General features: G+C 59.1%; 24 protein-coding genes and 4 tRNA genes. 6 read left to right on the forward strand and 22 right to left on the reverse strand.

Going from position 1 to position 26,664, the window contains the following annotated elements; translation table 11 throughout:
- Window positions 1-134: 134 nt before the first annotated feature.
- Window positions 135-587, reverse strand: a complete 453-nt coding sequence (locus ACM6IM_RS10975) for a hypothetical protein (protein ID WP_414865136.1) — start codon at window positions 585-587, stop codon at window positions 135-137.
- 176 nt (window positions 588-763) lie between these two features.
- On the opposite strand from ACM6IM_RS10975, the gene ACM6IM_RS10980 reads away from it, so the two are divergent.
- Both ACM6IM_RS10980 and ACM6IM_RS10985 read left to right on the forward strand, forming a co-directional pair.
- Window positions 764-1,054: a DUF1654 domain-containing protein gene (locus tag ACM6IM_RS10980; protein ID WP_412547983.1), complete on the forward strand. Its 291-nt coding sequence runs from the start codon at window positions 764-766 to the stop codon at window positions 1,052-1,054.
- A 4-nt stretch (window positions 1,055-1,058) separates the two neighbouring features.
- Window positions 1,059-1,748 carry an endonuclease gene (locus tag ACM6IM_RS10985; RefSeq protein WP_201189247.1) on the forward strand — a complete coding sequence of 230 codons (690 nt, stop codon included), beginning with the start codon at window positions 1,059-1,061 and terminating at the stop codon, window positions 1,746-1,748.
- A 105-nt stretch (window positions 1,749-1,853) separates the two neighbouring features.
- Here ACM6IM_RS10985 and ACM6IM_RS10990 read toward each other — a convergent pair whose 3' ends face one another.
- Window positions 1,854-2,219 (reverse strand): SPOR domain-containing protein, encoded by a 366-nt coding sequence (locus tag ACM6IM_RS10990; protein WP_414865137.1) that lies wholly within the window; start codon window positions 2,217-2,219, stop codon window positions 1,854-1,856.
- A gap of 250 nt (window positions 2,220-2,469) precedes the next feature.
- On the opposite strand from ACM6IM_RS10990, the gene csrA reads away from it, so the two are divergent.
- Window positions 2,470-2,661 (forward strand): carbon storage regulator CsrA, encoded by a 192-nt coding sequence (gene csrA, locus ACM6IM_RS10995; protein WP_192301738.1) that lies wholly within the window; start codon window positions 2,470-2,472, stop codon window positions 2,659-2,661.
- Between the two features lie 108 nt (window positions 2,662-2,769).
- Here csrA and ACM6IM_RS11000 read toward each other — a convergent pair whose 3' ends face one another.
- A complete protein-coding gene (locus ACM6IM_RS11000) occupies window positions 2,770-3,225 on the reverse strand; it encodes a DUF2214 family protein (RefSeq protein ID WP_414865138.1) in 456 nt (151 codons plus the stop codon).
- Window positions 3,226-3,363: 138 nt separating this feature from the next.
- Between ACM6IM_RS11000 and ACM6IM_RS11005 the strand changes: the two genes are divergently transcribed.
- A complete protein-coding gene (locus ACM6IM_RS11005; RefSeq protein ID WP_192301740.1) occupies window positions 3,364-3,648 on the forward strand; it encodes a hypothetical protein in 285 nt (94 codons plus the stop codon).
- Between the two features lie 140 nt (window positions 3,649-3,788).
- Here ACM6IM_RS11005 and ACM6IM_RS11010 read toward each other — a convergent pair whose 3' ends face one another.
- Window positions 3,789-4,124 (reverse strand): hypothetical protein, encoded by a 336-nt coding sequence (locus ACM6IM_RS11010; RefSeq protein WP_201189252.1) that lies wholly within the window; start codon window positions 4,122-4,124, stop codon window positions 3,789-3,791.
- 827 nt (window positions 4,125-4,951) lie between these two features.
- Between ACM6IM_RS11010 and ACM6IM_RS11015 the strand changes: the two genes are divergently transcribed.
- Window positions 4,952-6,955, forward strand: coding sequence for an acyltransferase family protein (locus ACM6IM_RS11015; RefSeq protein ID WP_414865139.1), 2,004 nt, complete (start codon window positions 4,952-4,954; stop codon window positions 6,953-6,955).
- Window positions 6,956-7,275: 320 nt separating this feature from the next.
- On the opposite strand, the gene ACM6IM_RS11020 is transcribed toward ACM6IM_RS11015, so the two are convergent.
- Window positions 7,276-7,352, reverse strand: a tRNA-Val gene (locus ACM6IM_RS11020).
- 183 nt (window positions 7,353-7,535) lie between these two features.
- Here ACM6IM_RS11020 and ACM6IM_RS11025 point away from each other — a divergent pair.
- The gene (locus ACM6IM_RS11025; protein WP_414865140.1) at window positions 7,536-8,819 is read left to right on the forward strand and encodes an NAD(P)/FAD-dependent oxidoreductase; all 1,284 of its coding nucleotides are present in this window, start codon (window positions 7,536-7,538) and stop codon (window positions 8,817-8,819) included.
- A gap of 66 nt (window positions 8,820-8,885) precedes the next feature.
- Here ACM6IM_RS11025 and ACM6IM_RS11030 read toward each other — a convergent pair whose 3' ends face one another.
- The 17 genes from ACM6IM_RS11030 to ACM6IM_RS11110 form a co-directional block, all read right to left on the reverse strand.
- Window positions 8,886-11,297 carry a TonB-dependent siderophore receptor gene (locus tag ACM6IM_RS11030; RefSeq protein ID WP_414865141.1) on the reverse strand — a complete coding sequence of 804 codons (2,412 nt, stop codon included), beginning with the start codon at window positions 11,295-11,297 and terminating at the stop codon, window positions 8,886-8,888.
- 66 nt (window positions 11,298-11,363) lie between these two features.
- Entirely contained in the window at window positions 11,364-12,308 is a 945-nt protein-coding gene (locus tag ACM6IM_RS11035) for a FecR domain-containing protein (protein ID WP_201189257.1), read from the reverse strand.
- Window positions 12,305-12,814, reverse strand: a complete 510-nt coding sequence (locus ACM6IM_RS11040; protein WP_192301744.1) for a sigma-70 family RNA polymerase sigma factor — start codon at window positions 12,812-12,814, stop codon at window positions 12,305-12,307. Before ACM6IM_RS11040 ends, ACM6IM_RS11035 begins: the two co-directional genes overlap by 4 nt.
- A gap of 257 nt (window positions 12,815-13,071) precedes the next feature.
- Window positions 13,072-13,148 (reverse strand) — tRNA-Asp (locus tag ACM6IM_RS11045).
- 90 nt (window positions 13,149-13,238) lie between these two features.
- Window positions 13,239-13,315, reverse strand: a tRNA-Asp gene (locus ACM6IM_RS11050).
- Between the two features lie 53 nt (window positions 13,316-13,368).
- A tRNA-Val gene (locus ACM6IM_RS11055) sits at window positions 13,369-13,444 on the reverse strand.
- 214 nt (window positions 13,445-13,658) lie between these two features.
- Window positions 13,659-14,435: an SDR family oxidoreductase gene (locus tag ACM6IM_RS11060; protein ID WP_192301745.1), complete on the reverse strand. Its 777-nt coding sequence runs from the start codon at window positions 14,433-14,435 to the stop codon at window positions 13,659-13,661.
- Window positions 14,432-15,643, reverse strand: a complete 1,212-nt coding sequence (locus tag ACM6IM_RS11065; RefSeq protein WP_192301746.1) for an O-succinylhomoserine sulfhydrylase — start codon at window positions 15,641-15,643, stop codon at window positions 14,432-14,434. The genes ACM6IM_RS11060 and ACM6IM_RS11065 overlap by 4 nt, the downstream gene beginning before the upstream one ends.
- Window positions 15,644-15,704: 61 nt before the next feature.
- Entirely contained in the window at window positions 15,705-17,210 is a 1,506-nt protein-coding gene (gene purF / locus ACM6IM_RS11070) for an amidophosphoribosyltransferase (protein WP_192301747.1), read from the reverse strand.
- A gap of 41 nt (window positions 17,211-17,251) precedes the next feature.
- Entirely contained in the window at window positions 17,252-17,812 is a 561-nt protein-coding gene (locus ACM6IM_RS11075; RefSeq protein ID WP_017337640.1) for a CvpA family protein, read from the reverse strand.
- A 99-nt stretch (window positions 17,813-17,911) separates the two neighbouring features.
- Complete coding sequence (locus tag ACM6IM_RS11080) at window positions 17,912-18,577, reverse strand: SPOR domain-containing protein (RefSeq protein ID WP_201189260.1); 666 nt, start codon at window positions 18,575-18,577, stop codon at window positions 17,912-17,914.
- A complete protein-coding gene (gene folC / locus ACM6IM_RS11085; protein ID WP_414865142.1) occupies window positions 18,561-19,868 on the reverse strand; it encodes a bifunctional tetrahydrofolate synthase/dihydrofolate synthase in 1,308 nt (435 codons plus the stop codon). Before folC ends, ACM6IM_RS11080 begins: the two co-directional genes overlap by 17 nt.
- Complete coding sequence (gene accD, locus ACM6IM_RS11090; RefSeq protein WP_201189266.1) at window positions 19,865-20,785, reverse strand: acetyl-CoA carboxylase, carboxyltransferase subunit beta; 921 nt, start codon at window positions 20,783-20,785, stop codon at window positions 19,865-19,867. The genes folC and accD overlap by 4 nt, the downstream gene beginning before the upstream one ends.
- Window positions 20,786-20,994: 209 nt before the next feature.
- Window positions 20,995-21,618 carry a phosphoribosylanthranilate isomerase gene (locus tag ACM6IM_RS11095; protein ID WP_201189268.1) on the reverse strand — a complete coding sequence of 208 codons (624 nt, stop codon included), beginning with the start codon at window positions 21,616-21,618 and terminating at the stop codon, window positions 20,995-20,997.
- A gap of 63 nt (window positions 21,619-21,681) precedes the next feature.
- Window positions 21,682-22,506, reverse strand: coding sequence for a tRNA pseudouridine(38-40) synthase TruA (gene truA / locus ACM6IM_RS11100; protein WP_414865491.1), 825 nt, complete (start codon window positions 22,504-22,506; stop codon window positions 21,682-21,684).
- Window positions 22,507-22,794: 288 nt separating this feature from the next.
- Window positions 22,795-25,437 (reverse strand): FimV/HubP family polar landmark protein, encoded by a 2,643-nt coding sequence (locus tag ACM6IM_RS11105; protein WP_414865143.1) that lies wholly within the window; start codon window positions 25,435-25,437, stop codon window positions 22,795-22,797.
- 208 nt (window positions 25,438-25,645) lie between these two features.
- Window positions 25,646-26,656, reverse strand: a complete 1,011-nt coding sequence (locus ACM6IM_RS11110; RefSeq protein WP_414865144.1) for an aspartate-semialdehyde dehydrogenase — start codon at window positions 26,654-26,656, stop codon at window positions 25,646-25,648.
- Between the last annotated feature and the right edge of the window lie 8 nt (window positions 26,657-26,664).

Below are 26,664 nucleotides of genomic sequence, written 5' to 3' on the forward strand. Positions count from 1 at the left end.
CTCGCAAACGTTTGCGAAGACCGAACTATGCGAATCTCGTCGTGATTTGTCAACGACTGGAAAGCTGCCAGGTGTGTCAGCGCCTGTGCGACGCTTGAGCCTCTGGCCAGAGTGACAGACTATGGTGTCAGGAACTACACCGTCGTGCTGACAATGCCGCCCGTACCGGAACCCTTGGCCAGTTCCTTGACCAGGTTAGCCGTGACCTGAGCCAACGCACCATTGGTGTCGGCTATCTGGCCCTGGATCGACATGACCACCGCCTGCTTCGCTTCCGGGGTTGGATAAGACGCAGCCTGCGCCGCCGCCAATTGTTGCTGTTGCTCTCGCAGTTGCTGTTGCAACTCCTGCATGCGCTTGAGCAGCATCTTCACCGTGATGCTCTGGCCACCGCCGCTCTCCGTTTTTTTGCTCTCGGTCAAAGGGCCGCCGCCTGTGCGCACCTCCGCTGCATCGCCTTCATCCTCGTTGCCCAACGCCAGCGTCGAAGCCTCGGCCGTCGAGTCGCTCAAGGTGTTGATCGTGGCTGCGGATTTACCCCCGATGGTGATTGCGCTCGCATTGGGGAAGCCAACCGAAAATGACATGTGAACTCCTGGAAAGAAAATCCTTTGAAGGGCATCGACCCGAACTCGGGATTCTTTAGCGATCATCCAGGTATCAGCCAGCCGCCGGTACCGACTGATAAAAAAAACCGACGTCCTACACCAAACGGAAAAAACCGCTGTCAGAGGAATTTCTTGAATTTTAAGCAGTTGCGAAAATGCTTACGGTTAAATACTGTATGCACGTACAGCTTAATAAGGATAATTCCGTGGCCACCACCTCCGCTTCTCCTGACACCTATCAACGCATGGGTCTGCGCGTTCAGAAAATCATCAATTCCCCCACCGCTCAGAAAGCCAGGGCGGCACTGATCTTTCGCCTTCCGGATGAACCCGAGAGTGAGTGGGAGCAATTGCTCGAAGAAATCGACGAGAACGATAACGTCACCCTCGCCTACCGCGACGACGGCGGTGTGCAGATTTTCTGGGTTGTACCGAAGGAAGATTGAGTCAATGAGTGTCCGCTGGTTTGTTTTACTGTTGCTGTTTTCCGCGACGGCCGCCCACGCCGACGCTCCACGCACCTTCAACGAAGCCAAGAAAGTCGCCTGGAAACTGTATGCCCCACAATCCACCGAGTTCTACTGCGGGTGCAAATACACCGGCAACAAGGTGAACCTCTCTGCCTGCGGCTACGTGCCACGCAAGAATGCCAAGCGCGCCTCGCGCATCGAGTGGGAGCACATCGTCCCCGCCTGGCAGATCGGCCACCAGCGCCAGTGCTGGCAGGAAGGTGGACGCAAGAATTGCACGCGATACGACCCGACCTACCAGAAGGCCGAGGCCGATTTGCATAACCTGGTGCCAAGCATCGGTGAAGTGAACGGTGACCGCAGCAACTTCAGCTTTGGCTGGTTGCCGGAACAATCGGGTCAATATGGGTCGTGCCTGACGCAAATCGACTTCAAGGCGAAGAAGGTCATGCCTCGTCCGTCCATTCGCGGCATGATCGCCCGGACTTACTTCTACATGAGCAAGCAATACGGTCTGCGCCTGTCGAAGCAGGACCGGCAACTGTACGAAGCCTGGAACAAAACCTACCCGGTACAAGCTTGGGAACGTCAACGCAACCAGAGCGTCGCCTGTGTCATGGGGCGCGGCAACGAGTTTGTCGGACCGGTCGACATGAAGGCGTGCGGTTGAACGTCAACTGGAAAACACAAGGCCCCGGGGCGAACGCCCGAGGCCTTTTTTGTTTTGAACACGACCCAGTCTTCATCTTGCCGCCCGATCAACAGGCGACTGCGATTACTGAACCGCCGGGCGCTCGATGACCAGCAATTCGATGTTCTGTTTTTTCGCCCGAGTCAGCGCCGCGCGCACCTCTTCCTGCTTGGCCTCAGCCTCGGCTTTCGAACTGTAGGGTCCCATCAGGATGCGGGTCTTGCCGTTTTCCTCGATCACATTGGCAATGAAGCTGTGCTCGATCAACCAGCCACTCAGGTCGCTGACCGCCTGGGTTATTTCACCCCGGACCTCCAGATCCCACTGAGGAGCAGAGGCAGCCGCCGGCGTAGCGGCCACTGTCGGTTGCGGCTTTTGCGCATCGACGCTCTTGCCTTCACCACATCCCGCCAATGCCAGTACTGCGATTACCCAGGCCATTTTGCGCACAACGCTTTCCTCTGAATGCTGAAAGCGGGGATTTTATCATTCATGAATACATCCCGAGTCCCACAAAATCGGCTGAAAACAACGAGAATGATGGATGCGGCCTCTGTATAGTTACGCCTTGGGAATTAATGCAGCATCTGCACGTCAGAAAGAGGCACCCAAACCGTGAGACTTCGCACTAATCTATACATACCACCGACCTCTGCACTGTCCGAAACAGGTGCCCCACGAAGCAATCAAGGAGAAGACCATGCTGATACTCACCCGCAAAGTCGGTGAAAGCATAAACATTGGCGATGACATTACGATCACCATTTTGGGCGTAAGCGGCCAGCAAGTCAGAATCGGCATCAACGCCCCGAAAGACGTTGCGGTGCACCGCGAAGAAATTTATCAGCGCATTCAGGCTGGCCTGACCGCCCCGGACAAGTCGCAGTCCTGAATCCTGTCGCAGTCAGTAGCCAGCCCGTTCGCCGCGCAACGACGGCTGGCTAAAGATTTGCGCATCAATGCTCTCCTCCCCCCCGCTTCACCGTCCGACGAACCTCAGCTAGCCAAACGTGACGCCACGCGCCATCCCCGTGGCCGCGATGACCATCAGCAAGACCAGCAACCCTTCGACATGACTGATCCTTGCAAACAGCGTGGCGCGCGCGGTGTCGATTGCTGCGCCGCGGGCCAGCGCAACCCGCCATTTGATCAAGGTCACCATCGGCGCCACTTCAAGCAGCAGGATGAGCACGAACAGCGTCATCTTCAGGTGGAACAGCGGCTGGTGCAGGTAATAGTCCGTTCCTTTTTCGTACCCGCCAAATGCGCGCACCCCACCGGTCACCAACAGCATGAGGGCGCAAAGCCCCCAGACGTTATCCGCAACCAGCACACTGCGGACCTCGCCCACACCCACTGCCAAACGTCGCAAATTCGTACCGCGCACCAGCACCGCCCATAACCCCAGGCCAAGTGCCAACAGATGAAGCGCCGCTAGAAACCAATGAACAAGCATCGAGAAACTCCTGTCAGGACACGGGTCATTCAACCTGTCAGTAGTAGCTCATCAATCGCTGCATTGCATCTGCCCCACCTTGGCACTGCCTACAAATGACAATATTTCGCAACGGAGCAAGGCAGGTACACGCGGGTCATGAAGGAACGGTACGAGATCCACTTTGTAGTGGGCGGTTGCAAGCAAGCCATCATCATCGAACGATCCAGCATGAGTGATCTTGAAGCCTGGAAAGCCGCTTTGCTGCACCACGGGGAATGCGCAGGGACGACATTCAGCATTCGACTGGTTTCAGAAGCCATCGACAGGGCTGAAGATCGTGGAATAAGAAAAGTGCGGTGGAACAAGGCGAGCCACACCATTGCCTGGAGTGAACGAGCGAGACTGGCGCGGAGCATGGTGGGCTTGAAAAGTATTGAGTAGCGCGCTGTCAGGTACAAGGAGATCGTGAGACAGAAACGCCAGACAACAAAAAAGGGCTCACCTTTCGGTGAGCCCTTCCAGACCGCCCAGCAGAGCGAATGAATTTCTCCCACAGAGTTAGCTGAGGGGCGCAGGGGTGACTACTGAGCCATTTGTTTACACTTGAGAAAATCATCATCGCGGATGTCAAATGAAGTCGACAAAACGATTTTCTGATCCTTGAGAATGCATTCATCTTCGTCTTCGTCGATCAATCGCAGCTTCCACTTACCTGGGGCGATATCCGTCAGGGTCAACTGATTACCTGGTTCAAGTATGTAATCCCCAAGACGATCATCACCCCAATCGCCATCGATGGACGGGGCAAAATAAACCTCATGAATTTCCAGTGAGGTTTTGTTTTCGATCTTGATGGTCGCCGCGACAGAGTGAGTGGTGAAAAGCGAAAGGCCGACTACAGAAACAATTTTTCTCATGAACGTCCCAATCTGTCCCTAGCGTGATATTGAAATGCCATAATCTTTTTTCTGTCACCAAGCCGTCAACACTTAATTGGAAAACGTTGAGACGGAAGCCCGGAAGGTCAAAATCTCTTGCGACCCCTCTAGACCGCTTCATAGAGCGGACTTGGTCGGTAGGCCTGATAGAATTCAAACGAACGCTCTACGCTTTTGAGATTACCGCGAAGTAATTGTAACCTATTGATAGATATGAGAAAACGATGTTTCAGAGCACCTAATAGCTGTGCATATCCTTATAAAAATCAATCACTTAGAGCGAAAATTCCTACAGCAGCGTCTTTTTCTTCGGCGCTCCGCTGAGCAAACAATCCTGAGGCCTACGTTTCCAGCACCTTCTCCGCCCTCAACATCCGCGCAATTACTGTATGCAAACACAGCATTCAAAAAGCCATCAGCAAATGACTGATCGCCGAGCAGGCTCGAACTCTCCGTCACTTCCTGAACGCGTACGCAAACAGCATTCAGGACGTTGGATCTTGCAGTGGCGCAACCGTCGGGGGATGGAGATGAGCATCGACGCGTTTCATCACCACCCTGAAGCCGTGACCAGTTTGCGCGATCCGCTCGCAGTGGCGATCGTTAAGGCTATGGCTCACGCCGGATGTCAATCTGGCTACGGATCAACTGACAAGCCATCAATGACTTGACAACGGAACTGACTGAGTAAATATCCAGTTAAATTTCGAGAATTTTGCCGAAGAAGCACCGCACCATCCCAACTCACTAACGCGTAAGATGTGCTAGTTTTGATAATCCATCACTACAAGGAGCGCGTCGCAACCATGACTTCACTTTCGGAAAAGGTTGCGTCTTTAGAAAATTCACATCTCGCACACCCGCAATATCGACCCGACATAGATGGACTTCGCGCAATTGCCGTTCTATCAGTAGTCGGTTTCCACGCTTTCCCGACCTGGTTAAAAGGCGGTTTCATCGGTGTCGATATTTTTTTTGTTATCTCTGGATACCTGATCTCTACCATAATATTCAAGAGCATAAAAAATAATAGTTTCAGCTTCTCAGAATTTTACGGCCGACGTATAAAGCGTATTTTCCCCGCCTTGATACTGGTTCTTTCGGCATGTTTAATAGGTGGTTGGTTTGTACTTCTTTCCGACGAATACTCTCAGCTAGGAAAACATACAACGGGTGGCGCCGTATTTGTTTCAAATATTATTCTATGGAATGAAAGCGGGTACTTTGACACCTCAGCAGAAGTCAAACCATTGCTTCACCTCTGGTCATTAGGCATAGAAGAACAGTTTTATATTTTTTGGCCTTTGGCCTTATGGCTATCCTGGAGACTGCGATTAAATATTTTACTGTTGGCTGTTGCTTTGGCAATTTTCAGCTTCTCTCTGAACATCGCCAATATAAAAAACGATCCATCAGCTGTGTTCTATCTCGCTCAAACACGTATCTGGGAGTTGCTTGCGGGCTCATTACTTGCCTATTTTGCGATTTTTGACAGTGGAAAGATGTCCATCTTCAACTTGAAGGGAAAGACATTCATAAACGCCGCCTCCATGGCAGGCATATCCCTGATTAGCTTGGGGTTGATTTGTATTAACAAAGACGACTCGTTCCCGGGATGGTGGGCAGCATTACCTGTCCTAGGAACCGTTTTAGTAATAGCAGCGGGGCCCAATGCATGGATCAATAAAAGCATACTCTCAAGCAAAATGTTTGTATGGTTCGGCCTGATCAGCTTCCCTCTCTACCTCTGGCACTGGCCACTGCTGACATTTGCCAGAATAATCGAGAGTGAAATGCCTTCTCGTGAGATCAGAATTGCTTTGGTGTCGATTTCCATAATATTGGCTTGGGCGACCTACTTTTTTATCGAGCGCCCGTTAAGAGCCAACAACAGCAGGTTTAAAACTCCTGCACTTGCAGCACTGATGGCGATAGTGGGTGCCTCGGGCTTAACGATTTTCAATCTTGGAGGCTTACCTCATCGCGACGCCGTCAAAGACAGCGAAGCGCCCAACAGCCAGTTTGTAGGCCCCCTCTGGAAATTCGCCAAGAATGACACTTGCATTAATCGCTACCCGTTTAAAGAGGCTCAGTCATATGGTTGGTGGTTTTGCATAACGAACAAAGATGAACAGCCCACCTTACTGCTGCTCGGCAACAGCTTCGCAAATCACCTTTACCCAGGAATGGCAACTGAAGAAAAACTTAGAACACAGACCGTATTATCCATTGGTGCTTGCCCCCCAGACATGGGCTCACCCTCGGAGGAAAAGTCCGAAGTTACCACTAGCCCTTGCTCAGGGCCTAGGGCGTACCACCAAAAACTATTAATTAACAACATTATTGAGCGCAGTGGAACAATTAAGTATGCCATTCTTGATGGCCTGGATGTAAAACCAAGCGCAGCCTATATCCAGAACATTAATGAGCGAATCGATTATCTCGAAAAACGAGGCGTTCGGGTAATCGTATTTATTCCACACTTTACTGCGAATCGCAGCTTGAAGGGCTGTTTCGCTCGCCCACTGAAAAAAGCATCAGAAACATGTGATATAAGCCCAGAATTCCGCACAAAGATTTATGAAAATTTTAAACCTGCGATAGAAGCAATTTCAAAAAACCATCCTAATGTTAAATTTTTCGATCAAAACGAATTATTCTGCAACGATAAAGGATGTTCATTGGTTCAAGATGGCATGCCTTTATATAGAGATGAATATAATCACTATTCCGAATATGCCAGTAAAAAAATTGCCAGATTGTTTACCAATTGGGCGAAATACAACGCTCCAGATATTCTAGATGATTGAACCAAGTGCCTTAGCGAAAGCGCCACCTGCCTGATGGAGGCGCCTTCAGTGGAAATTGCACTGCTGGCCTACCCAAGCCCGAGTCAACGCTGTGTTGCAACGACGCGATGATTTTGATTGCAACAGGCGATCGCCACGTGTCCTCAGTTATCGAGCATGCGCACGCGAAGACATCGAGGCCGCAAAGGTCTGGATCGTGAATAACGTGCGCGGAAGTGGAAGACGAGCGATATCTCGCCCTGGATAAAAATCGCAGAAAGCAAAAAGGGGTCACCGTTTCCGGTGACCCCTCTAGACCGCCCAGCAGAGCGGATTTTGTTTGGTAGGCGCGATTGGACTCGAACCAACGACCCCCACCATGTCAAGGTGGTGCTCTAACCAACTGAGCTACGTGCCTGCTGTGAGGCGGCATTCTACGGAATTCCGGAAGGGTGTCAACACCTTTTTTCGAGCTAACCCTATGAATATGCAAAATATTTAATTTCGTTGCCGCAAGCAGGAATTGGCGATGGCTGGCGGTCGATTTTCAACTGGGGTAGGATCGCTGCACTCGTAAAATATATTAAACAGAGGCAGCAGGATGGCGAACACTCCCTACCCAGAGTCCTATTACGCCGCATCGGCCAACGCGGTTCCGCCGCGCCCGGCCCTGCAGGGTGACGTAGAGACCGATGTCTGTGTGATCGGCGCGGGTTATACCGGTCTGTCCTCTGCCCTGTTTTTGCTGGAGAACGGCTTCAAGGTCACGGTACTGGAGGCGGCGAAGGTCGGTTTCGGCGCGTCGGGCCGCAACGGTGGCCAGATCGTCAACAGTTACAGCCGCGATATCGACGTGATCGAGCGTACGGTCGGTCCCAGGCAAGCCCAGTTGCTGGGGCAGATGGCGTTCGAGGGCGGACGGATCATTCGTGAGCGGGTCGCCAAATATGATATTCAGTGCGACCTGAAGGACGGCGGTGTGTTTGCCGCGATGACGACCAAGCAAATGGGCCATCTGGAAGCGCAGAAGCGCCTGTGGGAACGATTTGGTCATACCCAGCTGGAGCTGATGGATCAACGTCGCATCCGTGAAGTGGTGAATTGTGAGCAGTATGTGGGCGGCATGCTCGACATGAGCGGTGGCCACATTCACCCTTTGAACCTGGCCCTGGGCGAAGCAGCAGCCGTCGAATCATTGGGCGGTACAATCTACGAGCAATCACCCGCGGTGCGCATCGAACGCGGCGCCAACCCGGTGGTGCACACGCCTCAAGGTCGGGTGCGGGCCAAATTCATCATCGTGGCGGGCAACGCCTACCTCGGTAATCTGGTGCCGGAACTGGCCGCCAAGTCGATGCCTTGCGGCACCCAAGTGATTACCACCGAACCCTTGGGCGATGAGCTGGCGAACAACCTGCTGCCTCAGGATTACTGCGTAGAAGACTGCAATTACCTGCTCGATTACTACCGGCTGAGTGGCGACAAGCGCCTGATTTTCGGTGGTGGCGTGGTCTATGGCGCGCGGGATCCTGCAAACATCGAGGCGATCATCCGGCCAAAGATGCTCAAGGCTTTTCCGCAGCTCAAGGACGTGAAGATCGATTACGCCTGGACCGGTAATTTCCTGCTGACCCTTTCCCGTCTTCCTCAAGTCGGACGACTGGGCGACAACATTTACTACTCCCAGGGCTGCAGCGGCCACGGCGTGACCTATACGCATCTGGCAGGCAAGGTCCTGGCCGAAGCGTTACGCGGTCAGGCCGAACGTTTCGACGCCTTTGCCGACCTGCCCCACTACCCCTTCCCTGGCGGACAGTTGCTGCGCACACCGTTTGCTGCGTTGGGCGCGTGGTATTACGGGCTTCGGGACAAGCTCGGCTTTTGAACGACACAACGGGATGAACAAGAGGCGCCTGGTGGGAGCGAGTCTGCTCGCCCCCACAGCCCTCACTCAGAAATCGACGGTTGCAGAGAGCAGATAGGTCCGCGGCGTCGACAGCGTCAATCCAGGCTCACTGTCATCCGACGCGCCGGCCGAGCTCCAGTAATGCTTGTCCGCAACGTTCTCGATGTTGGCCCGCAGGGTAATGTTCTTTTCCTCGACCTTGAACGCGTAACGCGCCCCCACGTCGAACCGCTCCCAGGAATCGATTTCCTTGACGTTGGACTGATCCAGGTACTGCGAGCTGGAATAGATGCCCCGGCTGGTCAGCGTCAGGCCCTCGACGGTCGGCACGTCCCACTCGGCGCCGAGATTGACGTTGAATTTCGGCGTGGCCGGCGCGCGGTTGCCATCGAAGGTGCCGTTGGTGGTGTGGGTCAACTCGCTGTCGATGTACATCACACCGCCAAGCAGACGGAACCCTTTGAGCGGCTCACCGAACACACTCAGCTCCACACCGTCGTTCTGACGCTTGCCGTTAGGCCCGAACACCCGCGTCGTGGCATTGGTTTCATAGGCGGGCTGCTTGATGCGGAATACCGCAGCGGTGACGGCAAACGGGCCGGCATCATACTTGGCGCCGACCTCGACCTGGCGACTGATGAAGGGCGGGAAGATCTCGTCTTCGTTGATCGACGTCGACGGCGCGACCTTGCCCTGGCTCAGGCCCTCCATGTAGTTGGCGTACAGCGACAGCTTGTCGGTCGCCTTGAACAGGATGCCGCCCGACGGCGAAACCTTTTCCTCATCGTATGCGGTGTCGCCTTTGACATCATCGGCCCAGTCGTCAACCTTCACCCGCTGCCAGCGCGCGCCCAGGGTCAGCAACAGGCGATCATCGAAGAAGCCCAGGGTGTCGGACAGCGCCACGCCGCTGAAGCGGTTTTCGGTGTAGACCTTCGAGTCCAGCCGGGTGGGACGCACAGGCGTTGGCGTGACCACCGGGTTGTAGAGGTTGCTGTTGGCCGCCGCGTACCGAGCCCCGCCGTTTTCAAAGTCCATATAGAAGTAGCTGGCCGCCAGGTTCACCTCATGACTCACTGAACCGGTATGGAACCAGTTGCGCACCCCGGCGGTGGCCGTGCGGACATTTTCGTCGCGGGTGAAGTCTCGCGGCTGAACGCTGAAATCCCCCCGGTTGTTGGTCACTGAAACGGCGTGCCGGAGGAAGTCATGATTACTTTTGCGCGCACCCGCCGCGCCGTACAGCATGACCGAATCGCTGATATCGAACTCGCCGGTCACCGTGCCAAACGTGTCGTTGGTGCTGGCCTTGCTCCACGGCTGCGCGTAGTTGCGGTGCACATCGTTCGCGCTTGGCACTTTCGCATTGGCACCGACCTGCACACGCTCCTGCGGCGCATCGGTGTCTCGTTCGGTACGCCCCAGGTCAGTCGACAGCCGCAGGCGCTCACCACGAAAGTCCAGACCCAGCACAGCCATCTCGCGGTCGACATTCTGGTGATCCCATTCGGTGTCGCCGGACTGCTTCACACCGTTGAAACGCAGACCGAACTGGTTGTCTTCGCCGAAACGCCGACCGACGTCCACGGCACCACCGACCTGACTGTCCGACGCATAGTTGCCGGTGAACGAGGTAATGGGCTTGTCGGTGGCGCGCTTGGGTTCGACATTGATCCCTCCCCCCACGCTGCCCCGCGGCGAGATGCCGTTGATCAACTGGCTCGGGCCCTTGATGATGTCGACGCGATCAGCCATCTCCATATCGATGGTGTACGTCGGCAGCACGCCGTAGAGCCCGTTGTAGGCGACATCGCTGTTGAACAGGCTGAACCCGCGAATGGTGAACTGTTCGTAGCGCCCCCCCGCCGGGTTGGTGGCACGAACCGAAGGATCGCTGGAAATCAGGTCGCCCAGGGTGCGCGCCTGCTGGTTCTTGACCACCTCACTGGTATAGGTCGTCATGCTGAAAGGCGTTTCCATGAAGTCTTTCGAGCCCAGTAGCCCCTGCGACCCGCGACGCGCGACCTGGCCGCCGGCAAACACCTCACCGCCAGCCCCTCCCGTGGCCCCGAGAATCGAGGTCGGGGCCAGTTGCAGGCTGCTGCCATCCGGCGCGGGGGTCAGGATATACGCCTGCTCGCCGACCGGTTGCAGTTGCAGGCCAGAACCTTGCAACAGGCGGGCAAAGCCTTCCTCGACCGCGTACTCGCCAGACAGGCCGGTGCTGCTGCGCCCGCTCACCAGCGCCGGATCGACCGAGAGGTTGACGCCCGCCAGGCCGGCGAAACGGGTCAGCGCATCGCCGAGACTGCCGGCAGGCACCTGAAACTGGCGCCGGGCGGCATCATCAGCCCAGGACGGGCTGACCCACAAAGGACTGGCACTCAGGCCCAGCATCAGCCCCAGGTGCATCAACGGACCCGAAAAAACCGGACGACGGTAACGAACTGCACGCATTGGAATTGCTCTCTTGATCATTCACATGCCTTGAATGACAAGCGAGCCAAAAAAAGGGGACAGGCTTTACACACTATTTTTGCGCGATTGCAGCGTGACCCAGTATCGGGTCCGGGCATGCACCTCCAACGGCAGGCTGGCCGCCAGCAGCGCAAGGACCCGGTCGGTGTCGTCGAGCAGGAAACTGCCGGTGACACGCAGGGCTTCCAGCTCCGGATCCCAGCGCAGGATGCCCGGTCGATAGAGGCCAAGCTCACGCAGGAAATCACCCAGCGGCTGGTTGTTCGCCATCAACACACCTTCGCGCCAACCCGGCGCAAGCGTGTCGAATGGCGCGATCACACCGGCACCTGACTCGCCGAGGCTGACCTGTTGACCGGCGCGCAACGCCAGTGGTGGCCCCTGCAAGGGCTGCAACTGCACGGAACCGTTGAACACCGACACGCGGCAGCCGCGTGCTTCCTGACGCACGCAAACTTCGCTCTGACTGACGACGACGCTGCCGAATCGGGTCTGGATCGTCAGCGCCACCGAACCCGGCACCTTCAGCGACAACTCACCCTCGATCAGCCTCACCCGACGCGCCTGCATATCGACATCGACGGCGCTGGCGGTATTGAGCTGCAGGGAACTGCCCTCGGCCAACTGCACCTTCCGGCGCTCGCCGGTAGCGGTGTGCAGGTCGGCACGCCAGACGTCCAGCGGCAATTGCCGACTGATCAACCACGCTGCCGGAACCAACGCCACAGCCCCCAGTGCACGCTTGAGCAGCACCCGACGCCCGGGATCAGGGCGATCCAGGCTGCTCAGCGCGAGCGCCGACGGCAGATCGGCAAAACGCTGGCGCAGGGCTTGTGCCTTCTGCCAGGCCTGCTCGTGGGTCATATTGGCATCGCGCCAGCGCTGCAGATTCGCCCGGTCCTGCTCATCGGCGGCGCCCGACTCCAGGAGCGCAAGCCATTGCGCAGCAGCACGCACGGCCTGACGCGGATCGACCACCTGACTGTTCACAGGTCCACCAACAGGCAATGTTCATAAGCCTGCGCCATGTAGCGCTTGATCGTACGCTCGGACACCTGCAGGCGCTCGGCAATCTGTTGATAGTTCAAGCCTTCGAGCTGACTCCACAGAAACGCCCGACGCACCGCCCTCGGCAGGCCATCGAGCAGCTCATCCAGCGCTTGCAGAGTTTCCAGCAGCAGCCAGCGCTGTTCCGGGGATGGCGCGCATTCTTCAGGCAGCGACGCCAGTGCAGCCAGGTAAGCCTGCTCAAGGCTGCGACGTTGGTAGAAATTGCTCAGCAGGCGTTTGCCCACAGTCAGCAGGTAGGCCCGGGGTTCCTGCAGATCGGCGATCCGCTGGGAGCTGGAGAGTACGCGCAGGAATGTATCCTGACTCAGGTCCGCGGCATCACAGCCGTTACCCAGGCGTCTTCTCAACCAGCCTTCCAACCAGCCACGGTGATCGCGGTACAGGTCGTGAAGGGTTTGCTCCTGCGGCATCGCTGCATCACTCATTTCAAGAAGCCCTGGCCCGAAGAGTTTTCGTAAATGAGAGTGATTCTAATTAATGATGATGCGTTGAACCAAGCCTTTTATACAGCGAATGTGCAGAAAGGCCGCATGGATCAAACAAGGAGGGGAATAAACAGCCAAATTTCAGACACAAAAAACCCCGGTCTTTCGACCAGGGTCTTTGCTATCGATCCGAAGTAAACGCTGAAATTCAGCGGCCTTCGTAGCACCAAGGCGTTCAGTGGGCCTTGAGGCAGATATGGCGCAGCGGACGGGACTCGAACCCGCGACCCCCGGCGTGACAGGCCGGTATTCTAACCGACTGAACTACCGCTGCGTATCGCTGTGGACTTGCGTCCATGTAACCGTTTGACTGACGCCTTCGGTGGCTTCAATCGCGAACCGAATGAATTCGATTCGTAAAATATGGCGCAGCGGACGGGACTCGAACCCGCGACCCCCGGCGTGACAGGCCGGTATTCTAACCGACTGAACTACCGCTGCGCGTCGGTGGAGGCTTTTCAGCTTCCATCTTGCTTTCGCAAGACTCTCGGGAGTGGTGGGTGATGACGGGATCGAACCGCCGACATTCTGCTTGTAAGGCAGACGCTCTCCCAGCTGAGCTAATCACCCGTTTGCATCTCCGAGGCCGCGAAATTTACGCAGGTGGCGAACCTAAGTCAATAGCAGGATTGAAGTTTTTCTTAAAAAGACAAAATCATGTCATTTGCAGGCAGAAGGCCTTAGCGGGCCGGCCCGCCCCCCGCAGCGATCACATTGCTTTCAAGCGCGGGAGCGAGGCTGTTCGCGAAAGCAGTGGCCCGGACAACCACCGCGCCAGCCCCGATCACTCGCTGTAGACCATCTTCTTGCTCATCCCGCCATCGACCACGAATTCCTGGCCCGTGACGAACCCGGCGTTCTTCGACAGCAGCCAGGCCACCATCGACGCCACGTCCTCGACCGTCCCTACCCTGCCCGCCGGATGCTGGGCATGGTCGACCTCGGTCAGCGGTTCGGCACGTCGCACCGCGGCGTCGCGGGTATCGATCCAGCCGGGGCTGACAGCATTGACGCGGATTTCCGGCCCCAGGCTGATTGCCAGTGCATGGGTCAGGGCCAGCAAGCCGCCCTTGCTCGCCGCGTACGCCTCGGTATCGGGTTCCGACTGTCGCGCCCGGGTCGAGGCCAGGTTGACGATCGCGCCACTATGGGCACGCAGGTAGGGCGCACAGTGCTTGGCCAGCAACATCGGTCCGCTCAGGTTCACCGCCAGCACCCGATTCCAGTAGGCCAGATCGAGGCTTTCGAGGGTGATATTGTGCGGATCGGCCACCGCGGCGTTGCACACCAGCGCATCCAGCCGTCCGAACTGCCCCAGCACTTCGGCAACGCCCAAGGCCACCTGCGCCTCGTTCGCGACATCCATGGCAATGAACCAGGCGTTATCGCCCAGCACCTTCGCCACTTTCGCACCGCGATCGCGGTCCAGGTCCGTCAGCACGACCTGCCAGCCTTCGCTGATCAGCCAGGCCGCGATCCCCAGACCAATGCCCCGCGCGGCACCGGTTACCAGTGCCACGCGACCTCTGGAAGCCGTGGTCAATGAGGACAGCTCAATCACAGGGCAGCCAGCCCACGGGCCAGATCGGCCTGCAGATCCGCCACGTCTTCCAGACCGACCGCAATGCGGATCAGGCTGTCGCGAATGCCTGCGGCTTCACGCTCCTGCGGCGCCAAACGGCCGTGGGAGGTGGTGCTCGGGTGGGTGATGGTGGTCTTGCTGTCACCGAGGTTGGCGGTGATCGAAATCAACCGGGTAGCATCGATGAAGCGCCACGCGCCCTCCTTTCCACCCTTGACTTCGAAACTCACCACCGCGCCGAAGCCTTTCTGCTGGCGCTGGGCCAATTCGTGCTGCGGATGGCTTTTCAGACCGGCGTAGTGCACTTTTTCGATGCCGTCCTGCTGCTCCAGCCACTCGGCCAGCTGCTGGGCATTGGCACAGTGTGCCTTCATGCGCAGGCCCAGTGTTTCGAGGCCCTTGAGGAAAATCCAGGCATTGAACGGGCTCAACGAAGGGCCGGCGGTCCGCAGGAACCCCACCACTTCCTTCATCTGCTCGCTGCGACCGGCCACAACGCCACCCATGCAACGACCCTGGCCATCGATGAACTTGGTCGCCGAGTGCACGACGATGTCTGCGCCCAGCTTCAGCGGCTGTTGCAGGGCCGGTGTGCAGAAGCAGTTGTCGACCACCAGCATCGTGCCCTTGGCGTGCGCGATCTTCGCCAGCTCGGCGATGTCCACCAGCTCCGCGAGCGGATTGGATGGCGACTCGACGAACAGCAATTTGGTGTTGGCCTTGATTGCCGCCTCCCAGCCGGACAAATCCGCCAGGGGCACGTAATCGACTTCAATACCGAAACGCTTGAAGTACTTCTCGAACAGGCTGATGGTCGACCCGAACACACTGCGCGAGACCAATACGTGGTCACCAGCGCTGCACAGGCTCATCACCACCGCCATGATCGCGGCCATGCCGGTGGCGGTCGCCACGGCCTGCTCGGCGCTTTCCAGCGCAGCAATGCGCTCTTCGAATGCACGCACGGTCGGGTTGGTGTAGCGCGAATAGACGTTGCCCGGCACTTCCCCGGCGAAGCGCGCGGCCGCGTCGGCGGCAGTACGGAATACATAGCTGGAAGTGAAGAACATCGGATCGCCGTGCTCGCCTTCCGGCGTGCGGTGCTGACCGGCACGTACCGCCAGGGTATCGAACGCTACGCCTTCGAGGTCGCTGTCCAACCGACCGGCATCCCAATCCTGACTCATGCTGTCACTCCTTGCCTTTCTCTGGTAGATACAAAACCGGCCCCTCAGGGCCGGTGCAAACTCAGTTGTTGTACAGGTCGATGATCGCGCTGACCGCCTGCGTCTTGACCTTGGAGGCATCGTTGCGCGCCTGCTCGATCTTGTTCAGGTAGTTCTCGTCGACATCGCCAGTGACGTACTGGCCGTCGAACACCGCGCAATCGAACTTGTCGATCTTGATCTTGCCGCCCCCGACCGCTTCGATCAAGTCAGGCAAGTCCTGATAGATCAGCCAGTCAGCACCGATCAGGTCAGCCACGTCCTGGGTCGAACGGTTGTGGGCGATCAACTCATGGGCGCTCGGCATGTCGATGCCGTAGACGTTCGGGAAGCGCACGGCCGGGGCAGCAGAGCAGAAGTAGACGTTTTTCGCGCCGGCTTCGCGGGCCATCTGGATGATCTGCTTACAGGTGGTGCCACGGACGATGGAGTCGTCCACCAGCATCACGTTCTTGCCGCGGAACTCCAGCTCGATGGCGTTGAGTTTCTGGCGTACGGATTTTTTCCGTGCAGCCTGGCCAGGCATGATGAATGTACGGCCGATGTAGCGGTTCTTCACGAAGCCTTCGCGGAACTTGACGCCCAGGTGGTTCGCCAGCTCCAGCGCCGCGGTGCGGCTGGTGTCGGGAATCGGGATGACCACGTCGATGTCGTGCTCCGGGCGCTCGCGCAGGATTTTCTCCGCAAGTTTCTCACCCATGCGCAGGCGGGCCTTGTAGACCGATACGCCGTCGATGATCGAATCCGGACGCGCCAGGTAGACGTGCTCGAAAATGCACGGCGTCAGGGACGGATTGGTCGCGCACTGGCGGGTGTGCAGCTTGCCGTCTTCAGTGATGTAGACCGCTTCGCCTGGCGCCAGGTCGCGAATCAGGGTGAAACCGAGCACGTCCAGGGAAACGCTTTCGGAGGCGATCATGTATTCGACGCCTTCGTCGGTGTGACGCTGGCCGAAAACGATCGGGCGAATGCCGTGCGGGTCGCGGAAACCGACGATGCCGTAGCCGGTCACCATCGCCACGACGGCATAACCACCGACGCAGCGGTTGTGCACGTCAGTCACGGCGGCGAACACATCTTCTTCGGTAGGCTGCAACTTGCCGCGCTGGGCCAGTTCGTGTGCGAACACGTTGAGCAGCACTTCCGAGTCGGAGTTGGTGTTGACGTGGCGCAGATCGGACTCGTAGATCTCCTTGGCCAACTGTTCAACGTTGGTCAGGTTACCGTTGTGCGCCAGGGTGATGCCGTAAGGCGAGTTGACGTAGAACGGCTGAGCCTCGGCCGACGTCGAGCTGCCGGCGGTCGGGTAACGCACATGGCCGATGCCCATGTGGCCCACCAGACGCTGCATGTGACGCTGATGGAACACGTCACGCACCAGGCCGTTGTCCTTGCGCAGGAATAACCGGCCGTCATGGCTGGTCACGATACCGGCAGCGTCCTGGCCGCGGTGCTGGAGCACGGTTAGCGCGTCATACAGCGCCTGATTGACGTTCGACTTACCGACGATACCGACGATGCCACACATGCGAAGCAACCCCTACTTTATGGAACTGGATTGAACACCACTCACTGAGGCGTTTTGGCCGTCGGCAAGAGGTGCTCCTTGAACGGTATTTCAGCGGGTACGCTGATACCGCTGGCAAGCCACTGACTGCTCCACCCGAGGATCAGGTTTTTGGACCAGTCTGCAACCAATAGAAATTTTGGCACGAGCTGGGACTGCTGCCACCACCCGTCCTGCTGTACCGGCCCCAGGCTCAACAGCCCGACCGCCACGACCACCAGCAACACGCCACGCGCGGCGCCGAAGGCCATGCCGAGAAACCGGTCGGTCCCGGACAACCCGGTGACGCGAACCAATTCGCCGATAAGATAATTGATCATTGCGCCTACGATTAACGTGGCGACAAACATAATTGCGCAACCCGCGATCACGCGGGCCGATGGCGTTTCGATGTATCCGGCGAGGTATTCGGACAATGCACCACCGAACATCCAGGCGACGACTCCTGCGATGATCCAGGTCACCAGCGATAATGCTTCCTTGACGAAGCCGCGGCTCAAACTGATCAATGCGGAGATGGCGATGATTGCAACGATCGCCCAGTCAACCCAGGTAAATGGCACAGTGCAGCCTACAGACGGATAAGGCGGCGCATTTTAGCAGAGCCCATGCGTGTCGGTAAGCTGCGATTGTCAGTGCATTTCAAATCGGGGTGATAGTTTTTACCCACGTTCAGGCTGGAAACGCACGACAAAACCCTTGAGGTTCTGTTGGCGGTTCAACAAGTCACGCAGGCGATCGGCTTCCGCACGCTCGATCAGCGGCCCGACGAACACGCGATTCTTGCCGTCGGCCGTGCGGATATAGGCGTTATAACCCTGGCTGCGCAGGGTCTTCTGCAGGTTTTCCGCACTGGCACGGCTCGACAGGCTGGCCAGTTGCACCGACCAACTGACCGACAGGCCATTGGCATCGACGCGGCTTTGCGTCGTGTCCGGCTTGGTCGGTGCGGCTGCAATCGGCTGGCTCGGCGCCGTCGTCGGCCGGGTAACCGGTGCCGGCACGGGGGCTGGCGTCGCAGGCTTGGCCGCCGGTGCCGGGGCGACCGGCGCAGTCGGTGCGATCGGCGTCGAAGGCTCCTCCTGCTGGGCGATCTCGTCATCGCTTGGCACGGGCTCTTGCGGCAGGGCTTGCGGTTCCGGCACCACGACCGGCTCAACCTGCACTGCCGGCACCGAAGGCGCCTGCGGCGCGGCGGGCGCTTCGACCGTGACCTGACGCTGCTCATCCTGGCGGGAAAACAGCATCGGCAGGAAAATCACTGCCAGCGCCACCAGCACCAAGGCGCCAACCATGCGCTGTTTGTACGCTTTATCCAGCAATGCCATTTGCCGCTTCCTCCGTGGAGCGCCGAGCCAGCCAATCCAGGGCCTCGGCGACACAATAAAATGATCCGAACAACACAATCTCGTCGTCGCTCGTTGCCTGCGCACACTGGCCTTCCAGGGCGGCCGCCACGCTGTCATAGGACGTCACCGAAGCACCGAGTCCGTGCAGCGCTCCGTACAGGTCGGCCACTGGCCGTGCGCGCGGCGAATCCAGCGGGGCCACAGCCCAGTGCTGGACACTAGCACTCAACTCGCCCACAACACCATCCAGATCCTTGTCCGCCAGCAATCCGAATACCGCCAGACGCTTGCCGGCCGGTGGTCGGCTCGCCAGGCGCCGGGCCAGATACTCGGCCGCGTGAGGGTTATGCCCCACATCGAGCAACAGATTCAGGCGCTTGCCTTGCCAATCGAACTGGCGGCGATCCAGACGCCCGACCACGCGCGTGGCTTGCAGGGCATCGGCAATCTGCTCCCTGACCCAAGGCAAGCCGAGCAGCAGATAGGCCTGCAGTGCCAACGCGGCGTTTTCCATCGGCAGATCAAGCAACGGCAGGTCATGCAGTTCGACGGAGCGCCCCTGGGCATCCAGACCGCGCCATTGCCAGCTGTGGTCGGTCACGCCCAGGTCAAAATCGCGCCCACGCAGGAAAAAGGGGCAAGCCAGCTCACGTGCCTTGTCCAGCAGCGGTTGAGGCGGATTCAGGTCGCCACAGAGCGCAGGCGCGCCTTGGCGGAAGATTCCGGCTTTTTCATAGGCCACGGATTCACGGGTGTCGCCCAGATAATCGGCGTGATCAACGCCAATGCTGGTCACCAGCGCCATGTCGGCGTCCACCACATTGACCGTATCCAGACGCCCGCCCAGCCCGACTTCCAGCACGACGGCATCCAGCCCGGAATGCTGGAACAGCCAGAAGGCCGCCAGGGTGCCCATTTCGAAATACGTCAGAGAAGTGTCGCCACGCCCGGCTTCCACAGCGGCAAAGGCTTCGCACAGCTGGGCATCGGTGGCTTCGACACCGTTGACCTGCACCCGCTCGTTGTAGCGCAGCAGGTGCGGAGAATTGTAGACACCGACGTTCAGGCCCTGCGCCCGCAGCAACGAAGCCACGAATGCGCAGGTGGACCCCTTGCCGTTGGTGCCGGTGACCGTGATCACCCGAGGCGCCGGCTTGCCCAGTCCCATGCGGGACGCTACCTGTTGCGAGCGCTCAAGGCCCATGTCGATGGCCGAAGGATGCAATTGCTCGAGGTAGGCGAGCCACTCGCCAAGGGTACGTTGGGTCATAGGTTTGCAGGCACCGGCGGAACGACGATCGGCTCGACGGGTGTGGCGACGAATTTCGGCGTCGGCTTGCCGGTCAGTTGCGCCAGCAGGTTACCCAGGCGTGGACGCAGCTCCTGACGAGGAATGATCATGTCGATGGCGCCGTGTTCCAGCAGGAACTCGCTGCGCTGGAAGCCTTCCGGCAGTTTTTCGCGCACGGTCTGCTCGATGACGCGGGGACCGGCGAAGCCGATCAGGGCTTTCGGCTCGCCGACGATCACGTCGCCGAGCATCGCCAGGCTGGCGGAAACACCACCGTAGACCGGGTCGGTCAGCACGGAGATGAACGGAATGCCCTCTTCACGCAGACGCGCCAGCACTGCGGAAGTCTTGGCCATTTGCATCAGGGAAATCAGGGCTTCCTGCATCCGCGCACCGCCGGAGGCCGAGAAGCAGATCATCGGGCATTTGTTTTCCAGGGCGTAGTTGGCCGCACGGACAAAACGCTCGCCGACGATGGCGCCCATCGAACCACCCATGAAGGAGAACTCGAACGCCGAAACCACCACCGGCATGCCCAGCAGGGTGCCACTCATGGAGACCAGGGCGTCTTTCTCGCCGGTCTGCTTTTGTGCAGCAGTCAGGCGATCCTTGTACTTCTTGCCATCACGGAACTTCAGGCGATCGACCGGTTCCAGGTCCGCACCCAGCTCGCTACGGCCTTCGGCGTCGAGGAAAATGTCGATACGGGCGCGAGCGCCAATGCGCATGTGGTGGTTGCACTTGGGGCAAACATCCAGGGTCTTTTCCAGCTCCGGACGATACAGCACAGCCTCGCAAGACGGGCATTTGTGCCACAGACCTTCAGGCACCGAGCTCTTCTTGACCTCGGAACGCATGATCGAAGGGATCAGTTTGTCTACTAACCAGTTGCTCATGCTTTCTTTCTCCAGTACCGGCGGCCCGAACGCTCTGGTTCGCAGCCCCGCGTATGCCCTTGAGCCAAATTCATGTGTGTGGCGATGATCGCTGGATGGCCGGGTCAGTGAAGCGTGACCTGCGTACAACCCATCGATCCTCAGCCGTGCCTGCTTTGTGCAGCGCAGTGCATTTTGGGACGGCGGCAGTCTGCCAGCCGTCACATCGACTACGTGCTGCTGCGTACCGCTTCAATGAATGCCTGAATCTTTGCGTGATCCTTGATGCCCCTGCTCGCTTCCACCCCACCGCTGACGTCCACGGCATAAGGCCGAACCTGTGCAATCGCTGCGGCAACGTTGTCCGGCGTCAATCCACCCGCCAGGATGATCGGCTTGCTCAGACCTTGAGGTATCAGAGACCAGTCGAAGGCTTCGCCGGTTCCGCCCGGAACGCCTTCGACGTAGGTGTCGAGCAGAATGCCACTGGCGCTTGGAAAGGCCCGGCAGGCCGCCGCGATGTCATCGCCAGCCTTGACCCGCACCGCCTTGATGTACGGTCGATGCCAGCCATCACAGTCGGCAACCACTTCATCGCCATGAAACTGCAGCAGGTCCAGCGGCACGGCGTCGAGCAGTTCACCCATCTCGCAACGACTGGTGTTGACGAACAAGCCAACGGTGGTCACGAACGGCGGCAGCGCCCTGATGATGTCGCGAGCCTGTTGGAACGTCACGGCGCGCGGACTCTTGGGGTAGAACACGAATCCGATTGCATCCGCCCCGGCCTGCACTGCCGCCAACGCATCCTCTATGCGGGTAATCCCGCAAATCTTGCTGCGAACGGGCGACATGTCGATAAAACCTCAGGGTAAATCCGGGGAAGTCCCGGATGGTAGCAAATGCATTCGAGGGCGTCAGCCGTCAAGTTCGGAGAAACCGGTCAGGAAGTGCGGGCCGATGTAACGCTCGGGCAACTCGAACTCCTCGCGGTACTCGACCTGCACCAGGTACAGGCCAAATGGATGCGCCGTCACCCCGCCGGAGCGGCGAATGCGGCTCTCCAGCACCTCTTTCATCCACTCCACCGGACGCTCGCCAGCACCGATGGTCATCAGTACGCCCGCGATATTGCGCACCATGTGATGCAGGAAAGCGTTGGCACGAATGTCCAGCACAATCATCTTGCCATGCTGGGTAACCCGCAGATGATGCATCTGCTTGATCGGCGATTTGGCCTGGCACTGCCCGGCGCGGAAGGCGCTGAAATCGTGGGTGCCAACCAGGTACTGCGCTGCCTCGGCCATGCGTTCGACATCGAGCGGACGATGATTCCAGGTGATTTCCTGGTTCAGGTGTGCCGGGCGGATCTGATCGTTGTAGATCACATAGCGATAGCGCCGGGCGATGGCCTTGAACCGGGCATGGAAATGCGCCGGCATGACCTTGGCCCAGGTGACACTGACGTCATGGGGCAAGTTGATGTTGGCGCCCATGACCCACGCTTTCATCGACCGCTCGACCTGCGTGTCGAAATGCACCACCTGGCCGCACGCATGCACGCCCGCATCGGTACGCCCGGCACAGAGCAGCGACACCGGCGAATCGGCGACTTTGGACAAGGCCGTTTCCAGGGTTTCCTGAACGGTGAGCACACCGGAAGCCTGACGCTGCCAGCCACGAAAGCGCGAGCCCTTGTACTCAACGCCCAGGGCGACGCGAAAAAAGCCCTCGGCTGCCATTTCGGCGGCCGGGTTATCTATATTTGCCAAGAGGTGAAGCCTGCTGATGTTCGCAAAGGCGGGCATTATAAGGCCGTCGCACCGGGATGCCAGCGACGTTTGGTGCGCAGCTGACTTCGATCAGGCCCTCATCGCGAGCAGGCTCGCTCCCACATTGGATCTTGCACCTCCGGCACTTTGTGGGAGCGAGCCTGCTCGCGATAGCCATTCAATTATCACCACCAACCGACAAAAACAAAAACGGCAGCCTCAGGGGCTGCCGTACTTGTTTGTGCCTTGACCGATGACTCAAGCCAGACGCGAAAGCATCTCCTTGGCTTCGCTCTTCTGGCCGTCGCTGCCTTCGGTCACCACTTCGTTGAGAATGTCCCGGGCGCCGTCGGCGTCCCCCATGTCGATGTAAGCCTGGGCCAGATCGAGCTTGGTGGCGACTTCGTCGGTGCCGGAGAGGAAATCGAACTCCGGCTCGTCCGCTGCGGACGCCAGGGCGTCCTCTTCGCTGAAGGTGGGCTCGCTGATGCTCTGGGACAGGCGATCCAGCTCGGCATTGACGTCATCCAGCTCGGCCGAGAAGGCGTCCGGAGCGTCCATCTCATCGGCCAGCGACAGGTCGAAATCAGACGGCAGCTCCAGATCATCCGGCATTTGCGCGGTGACCGGCACCTCAGCGGCCGGCAGATCCTTGACGTCGTCGTCCAGGCTCAACAGGAAATCGTCTTCGGCCAGCGTGGCCGGTGAAGGCTCGGCGCCGAGGTCCATGTCCAGATCGAAGTCCGACAGGTCATCGAGGCTTTCCTTGATTTCGGTCTGCTGCTGCAACACCGACTCAAAGCTCAGGTCATCGTCCGCCGGAAATTCTTCGAGCTCACCCAGGACGCCCGGCTCGGCTTCAGGCGCGACTGGCGGCGCGGCCACAACCGGTGTTTCCAGATCATCCAGGCTCAGGTCGAACGCGCTGTCGAAGTCGGCGTCGTCCAGCGCCGGCGCTGGCGCCTCCGGCTCGTCCAGCAACAGGTCCTTGACGTACTGCGCATCCAGTTCGGCGGCGACCGCAGCCGCCGCGAGGCCGCCGGCAGCGACCACAGCCATGGCCGGGAAGCGGCTTTTCAGCTCTTCGACACGGGCGAAGTTCTCGCCGTTGGCCACCAGCTGACGCTCCTGACCGACGAATGCATCGCGGTCGCCCTGCTGACCGTAGACTTCCATCAGTTTCAGGCGCAAATCACTGCGTTGGGGTTCCTGCTTGATCCCGTCTTCCAGCAACGCGGCGGCCTGGTTCAGGCGGCCAGCGGCGATGTGCGACTGCGCCTTGCTCAGCACGTCATCATCGCGTTCGGCCGCTGGCGCCACCAACGGCGCGGCAATCGGCGGCGTGACCACCACTGGCGCAATCACCGGCGCGGGAGCGGGTGCTGGAGTCGGCGCGGGAGCCGGAGCAGTGGCGAGTTTCACGCTTGCCGCCGGCACTTCCAGCCCCTCGAAACTGCTTTCCGGCAGATCCTGGTCGAACGACAACGACTGCTCTTCGGCCAAGGCACGCGCCATGCGCAAATGTTTCTCGGCCTCCTGCTGAGCTTTGCGGCGACGGGCCAGCAACAGCAGCAACAGCGCCAGCACCACCGCGCCCCCACCAATCAGGCCCAACAGCACCGGATTGGTCAGCAGGTCGTTGAAGGCCTGCTCGTCAGATGCGCCAGGCTTCGACTCGGCAGGCGCTTCAGCCGGGGCTGGCGCTGCTTCGGTGGCGGCTGGTGGGGTTGGGGTTGCCGGTGCGGCCGGCGCATTCGTCAGCTCGGCGGAAATCACCGGTGCCGTCGCGATTGCACCGGCCGGGGCCGCAGCCGGTGCCGGCTCTGGAGTACCACTCGCGGCACCCTCCGCCTCCAGCTTGGCCAACTGGTTGTTCTTGAGTTCGATCAGGCGCTGCAACTTGTCCATCTGACTCTGCAGATCGCTGATGCGGCTTTTCAGTTCGGCATTGTCGCGGCGGGTCGTGTCCAGGCTTTCCTGGGTCACGGCCAGCTTGTTGCCCAATACCTTGGCATCGCCTGCCGGACCTTTGCCACGCGCCTTGCCGGACTCGGCCGAGACGAGGCTCAGATTGTCCTTGGCGGCTTGCGCAGGGGCAGCTTCACTGCGACCGCGGTTGGTCGCATCGAGTTGCTGCTGTCCGGTCCCGGGCTTGGCCACATAACGACGACCCTGGCGCCAGGCGGCGTTCTGCGCGGCGACTTCAGCAACGGCCTGGGGTTGCGCCAGGCTGGTGCTCTGGGTCTGATCCGGCATGCGCAGGACCTGACCGGTTTTGAGCAGGTTGATGTTGCCATTGATGAACGCATCCGGGTTCAACGCCTGGATGGCCAGCATGGTTTGCTGGATTGACCCGCCGTTACGCGCTTTCGCGGCGATTTCCCACAGGGTGTCGCGCGGCGTGGTGGTGTATTGGGTTGGTTTGCTGGCACCCGTCACCGGGGCCGTAACCGATTGAGCGGGTGCGGGTTGCGCAGCTGCATCGGCGGTCTGCGGCGAGAACTTGGACGGGTCGAGCAAGACGCTGTAGTCGCGCAGCAGACGACCGTTGGGCCACATCACCTGAACCAGGAATTTCACCATGGGTTCGGACAGCGGCTTGCTGGAGGTCACGCGCAGAATGCTCTTGCCACTGGCGTTGATGACCGGCGTGAAACTCAGGTCGTTGAGAAACGCCTGGCGGTCGACTCCGGCCTTGGCAAAATCTTCCGCCGACGCCAGGCTCGGCAACACTTCGGCAGCGGTGAGCTCCTTGACGTCGAGCAGCTCGATTTCCGCCACCAGCGGCTGGTTCAGCGAGGACTTCAGGGTCAACTCCCCGAGCCCGAGCGCATGCGCCATACCGGAGGACAGCGCCGAGGCGGCCGCTATTGCTAACACCAGTTTGCGAACTTGAACCATAGCCTCATCCTTTGTCTGAACATTCCTCGGCCAGCGAGAAGGTGTTGATTGTCGCTGCCGTAAGGCATTGCGCGCGGCGGCGAAGGGTCGTCGCGCGCGATCATTTCTTTCATGCCCCGGAAAGCCCCGCAGGGTGGCTCGCCTTCAGCAATCCGGCCTGGCAAGGTGCCTGACTGGAATCAATATGCAAATTGTGGCCAAGTATCTTTTACAGCAGGTCTTTTATCAACAATTCAGCCACCTGCACAGCATTGAGCGCCGCGCCCTTGCGTACGTTATCTGACGTCAGCCACACATTAAGTTCCGACGGGTCGTCGATCCCGGCGCGTACCCGACCGACGTACACCACATCCTGCCCTACAGCGTCGCCGACCGGGGTCGGGTAATCGCCGGCTTCCACCAGCTCGATACCCGGCGCGTCGTCCAGCGCGGCATTGATGTTTACCAGGTCCACGGCACTTGCTGACTGCAGGGTCACGCTAAAGCTATCGCCAAAAAACACCGGGGCTTGAATACAAGTGACGGAAATCTTTAATAAAGGCAACGCCATGACCTGGCGCAGCTCACGCACCAGGCGTTTTTCCAGCAGCGTGTGCCCCTGCTCATCCGCCTTGCCGACTTGCGCCAGCAGGTTGAACGCCATCTGCCGATCGAAGAATTTCGGCTCCAGCGGGCGCATGTTCAGCAATTCGGCGGTTTGCCGGGCCAGTTCGCTGACTGCCTCGCGCCCCTGATCGGAAACCGCCAGGCTGGCCACCACGTGGACGCGTTGCAGGTCGAGCAGACCGAGCAACGGCGCCAGCACCACGGCCAAGGTCGTGGCCGACGGGCTCGGGCTGCTGACCTGGAACGGCTTTTTCAGCCCTGCCAGCACCTGGGCGTTGGCCTCCGGCACCACTGGCGGCGCCTGATCGGCCGGCAAGGCGCCGGACAGGTCGATCAATGAGCAACCGGCCGCCGCAGCCCGCGCGGCGAAACTCAGGGTGATTGCCGGTCCGGCAGCGAAAAACACCAGCTGCACCTTGCTGAAGTCGAACTCATCGACCTCCCGCACCCGCACGTTGCGGCCGCGAAACAGCACCGAACTTCCGGCGGACTCGCTGCTGGCCAGCAGGTGCAGGTTGCCGATCGGAAAATCGCGCTCTTCGAGAATCTGTACCAGCGTTTCGCCGACAGTACCGGTGGCGCCGATCACGGCAATATCTAGGGTCTGGCTCATGGTGCTAC

The sequence above is a fragment of the Pseudomonas sp. IT-P12 genome (genome assembly GCF_949767465.1).
Lineage (GTDB): Bacteria > Pseudomonadota > Gammaproteobacteria > Pseudomonadales > Pseudomonadaceae > Aquipseudomonas.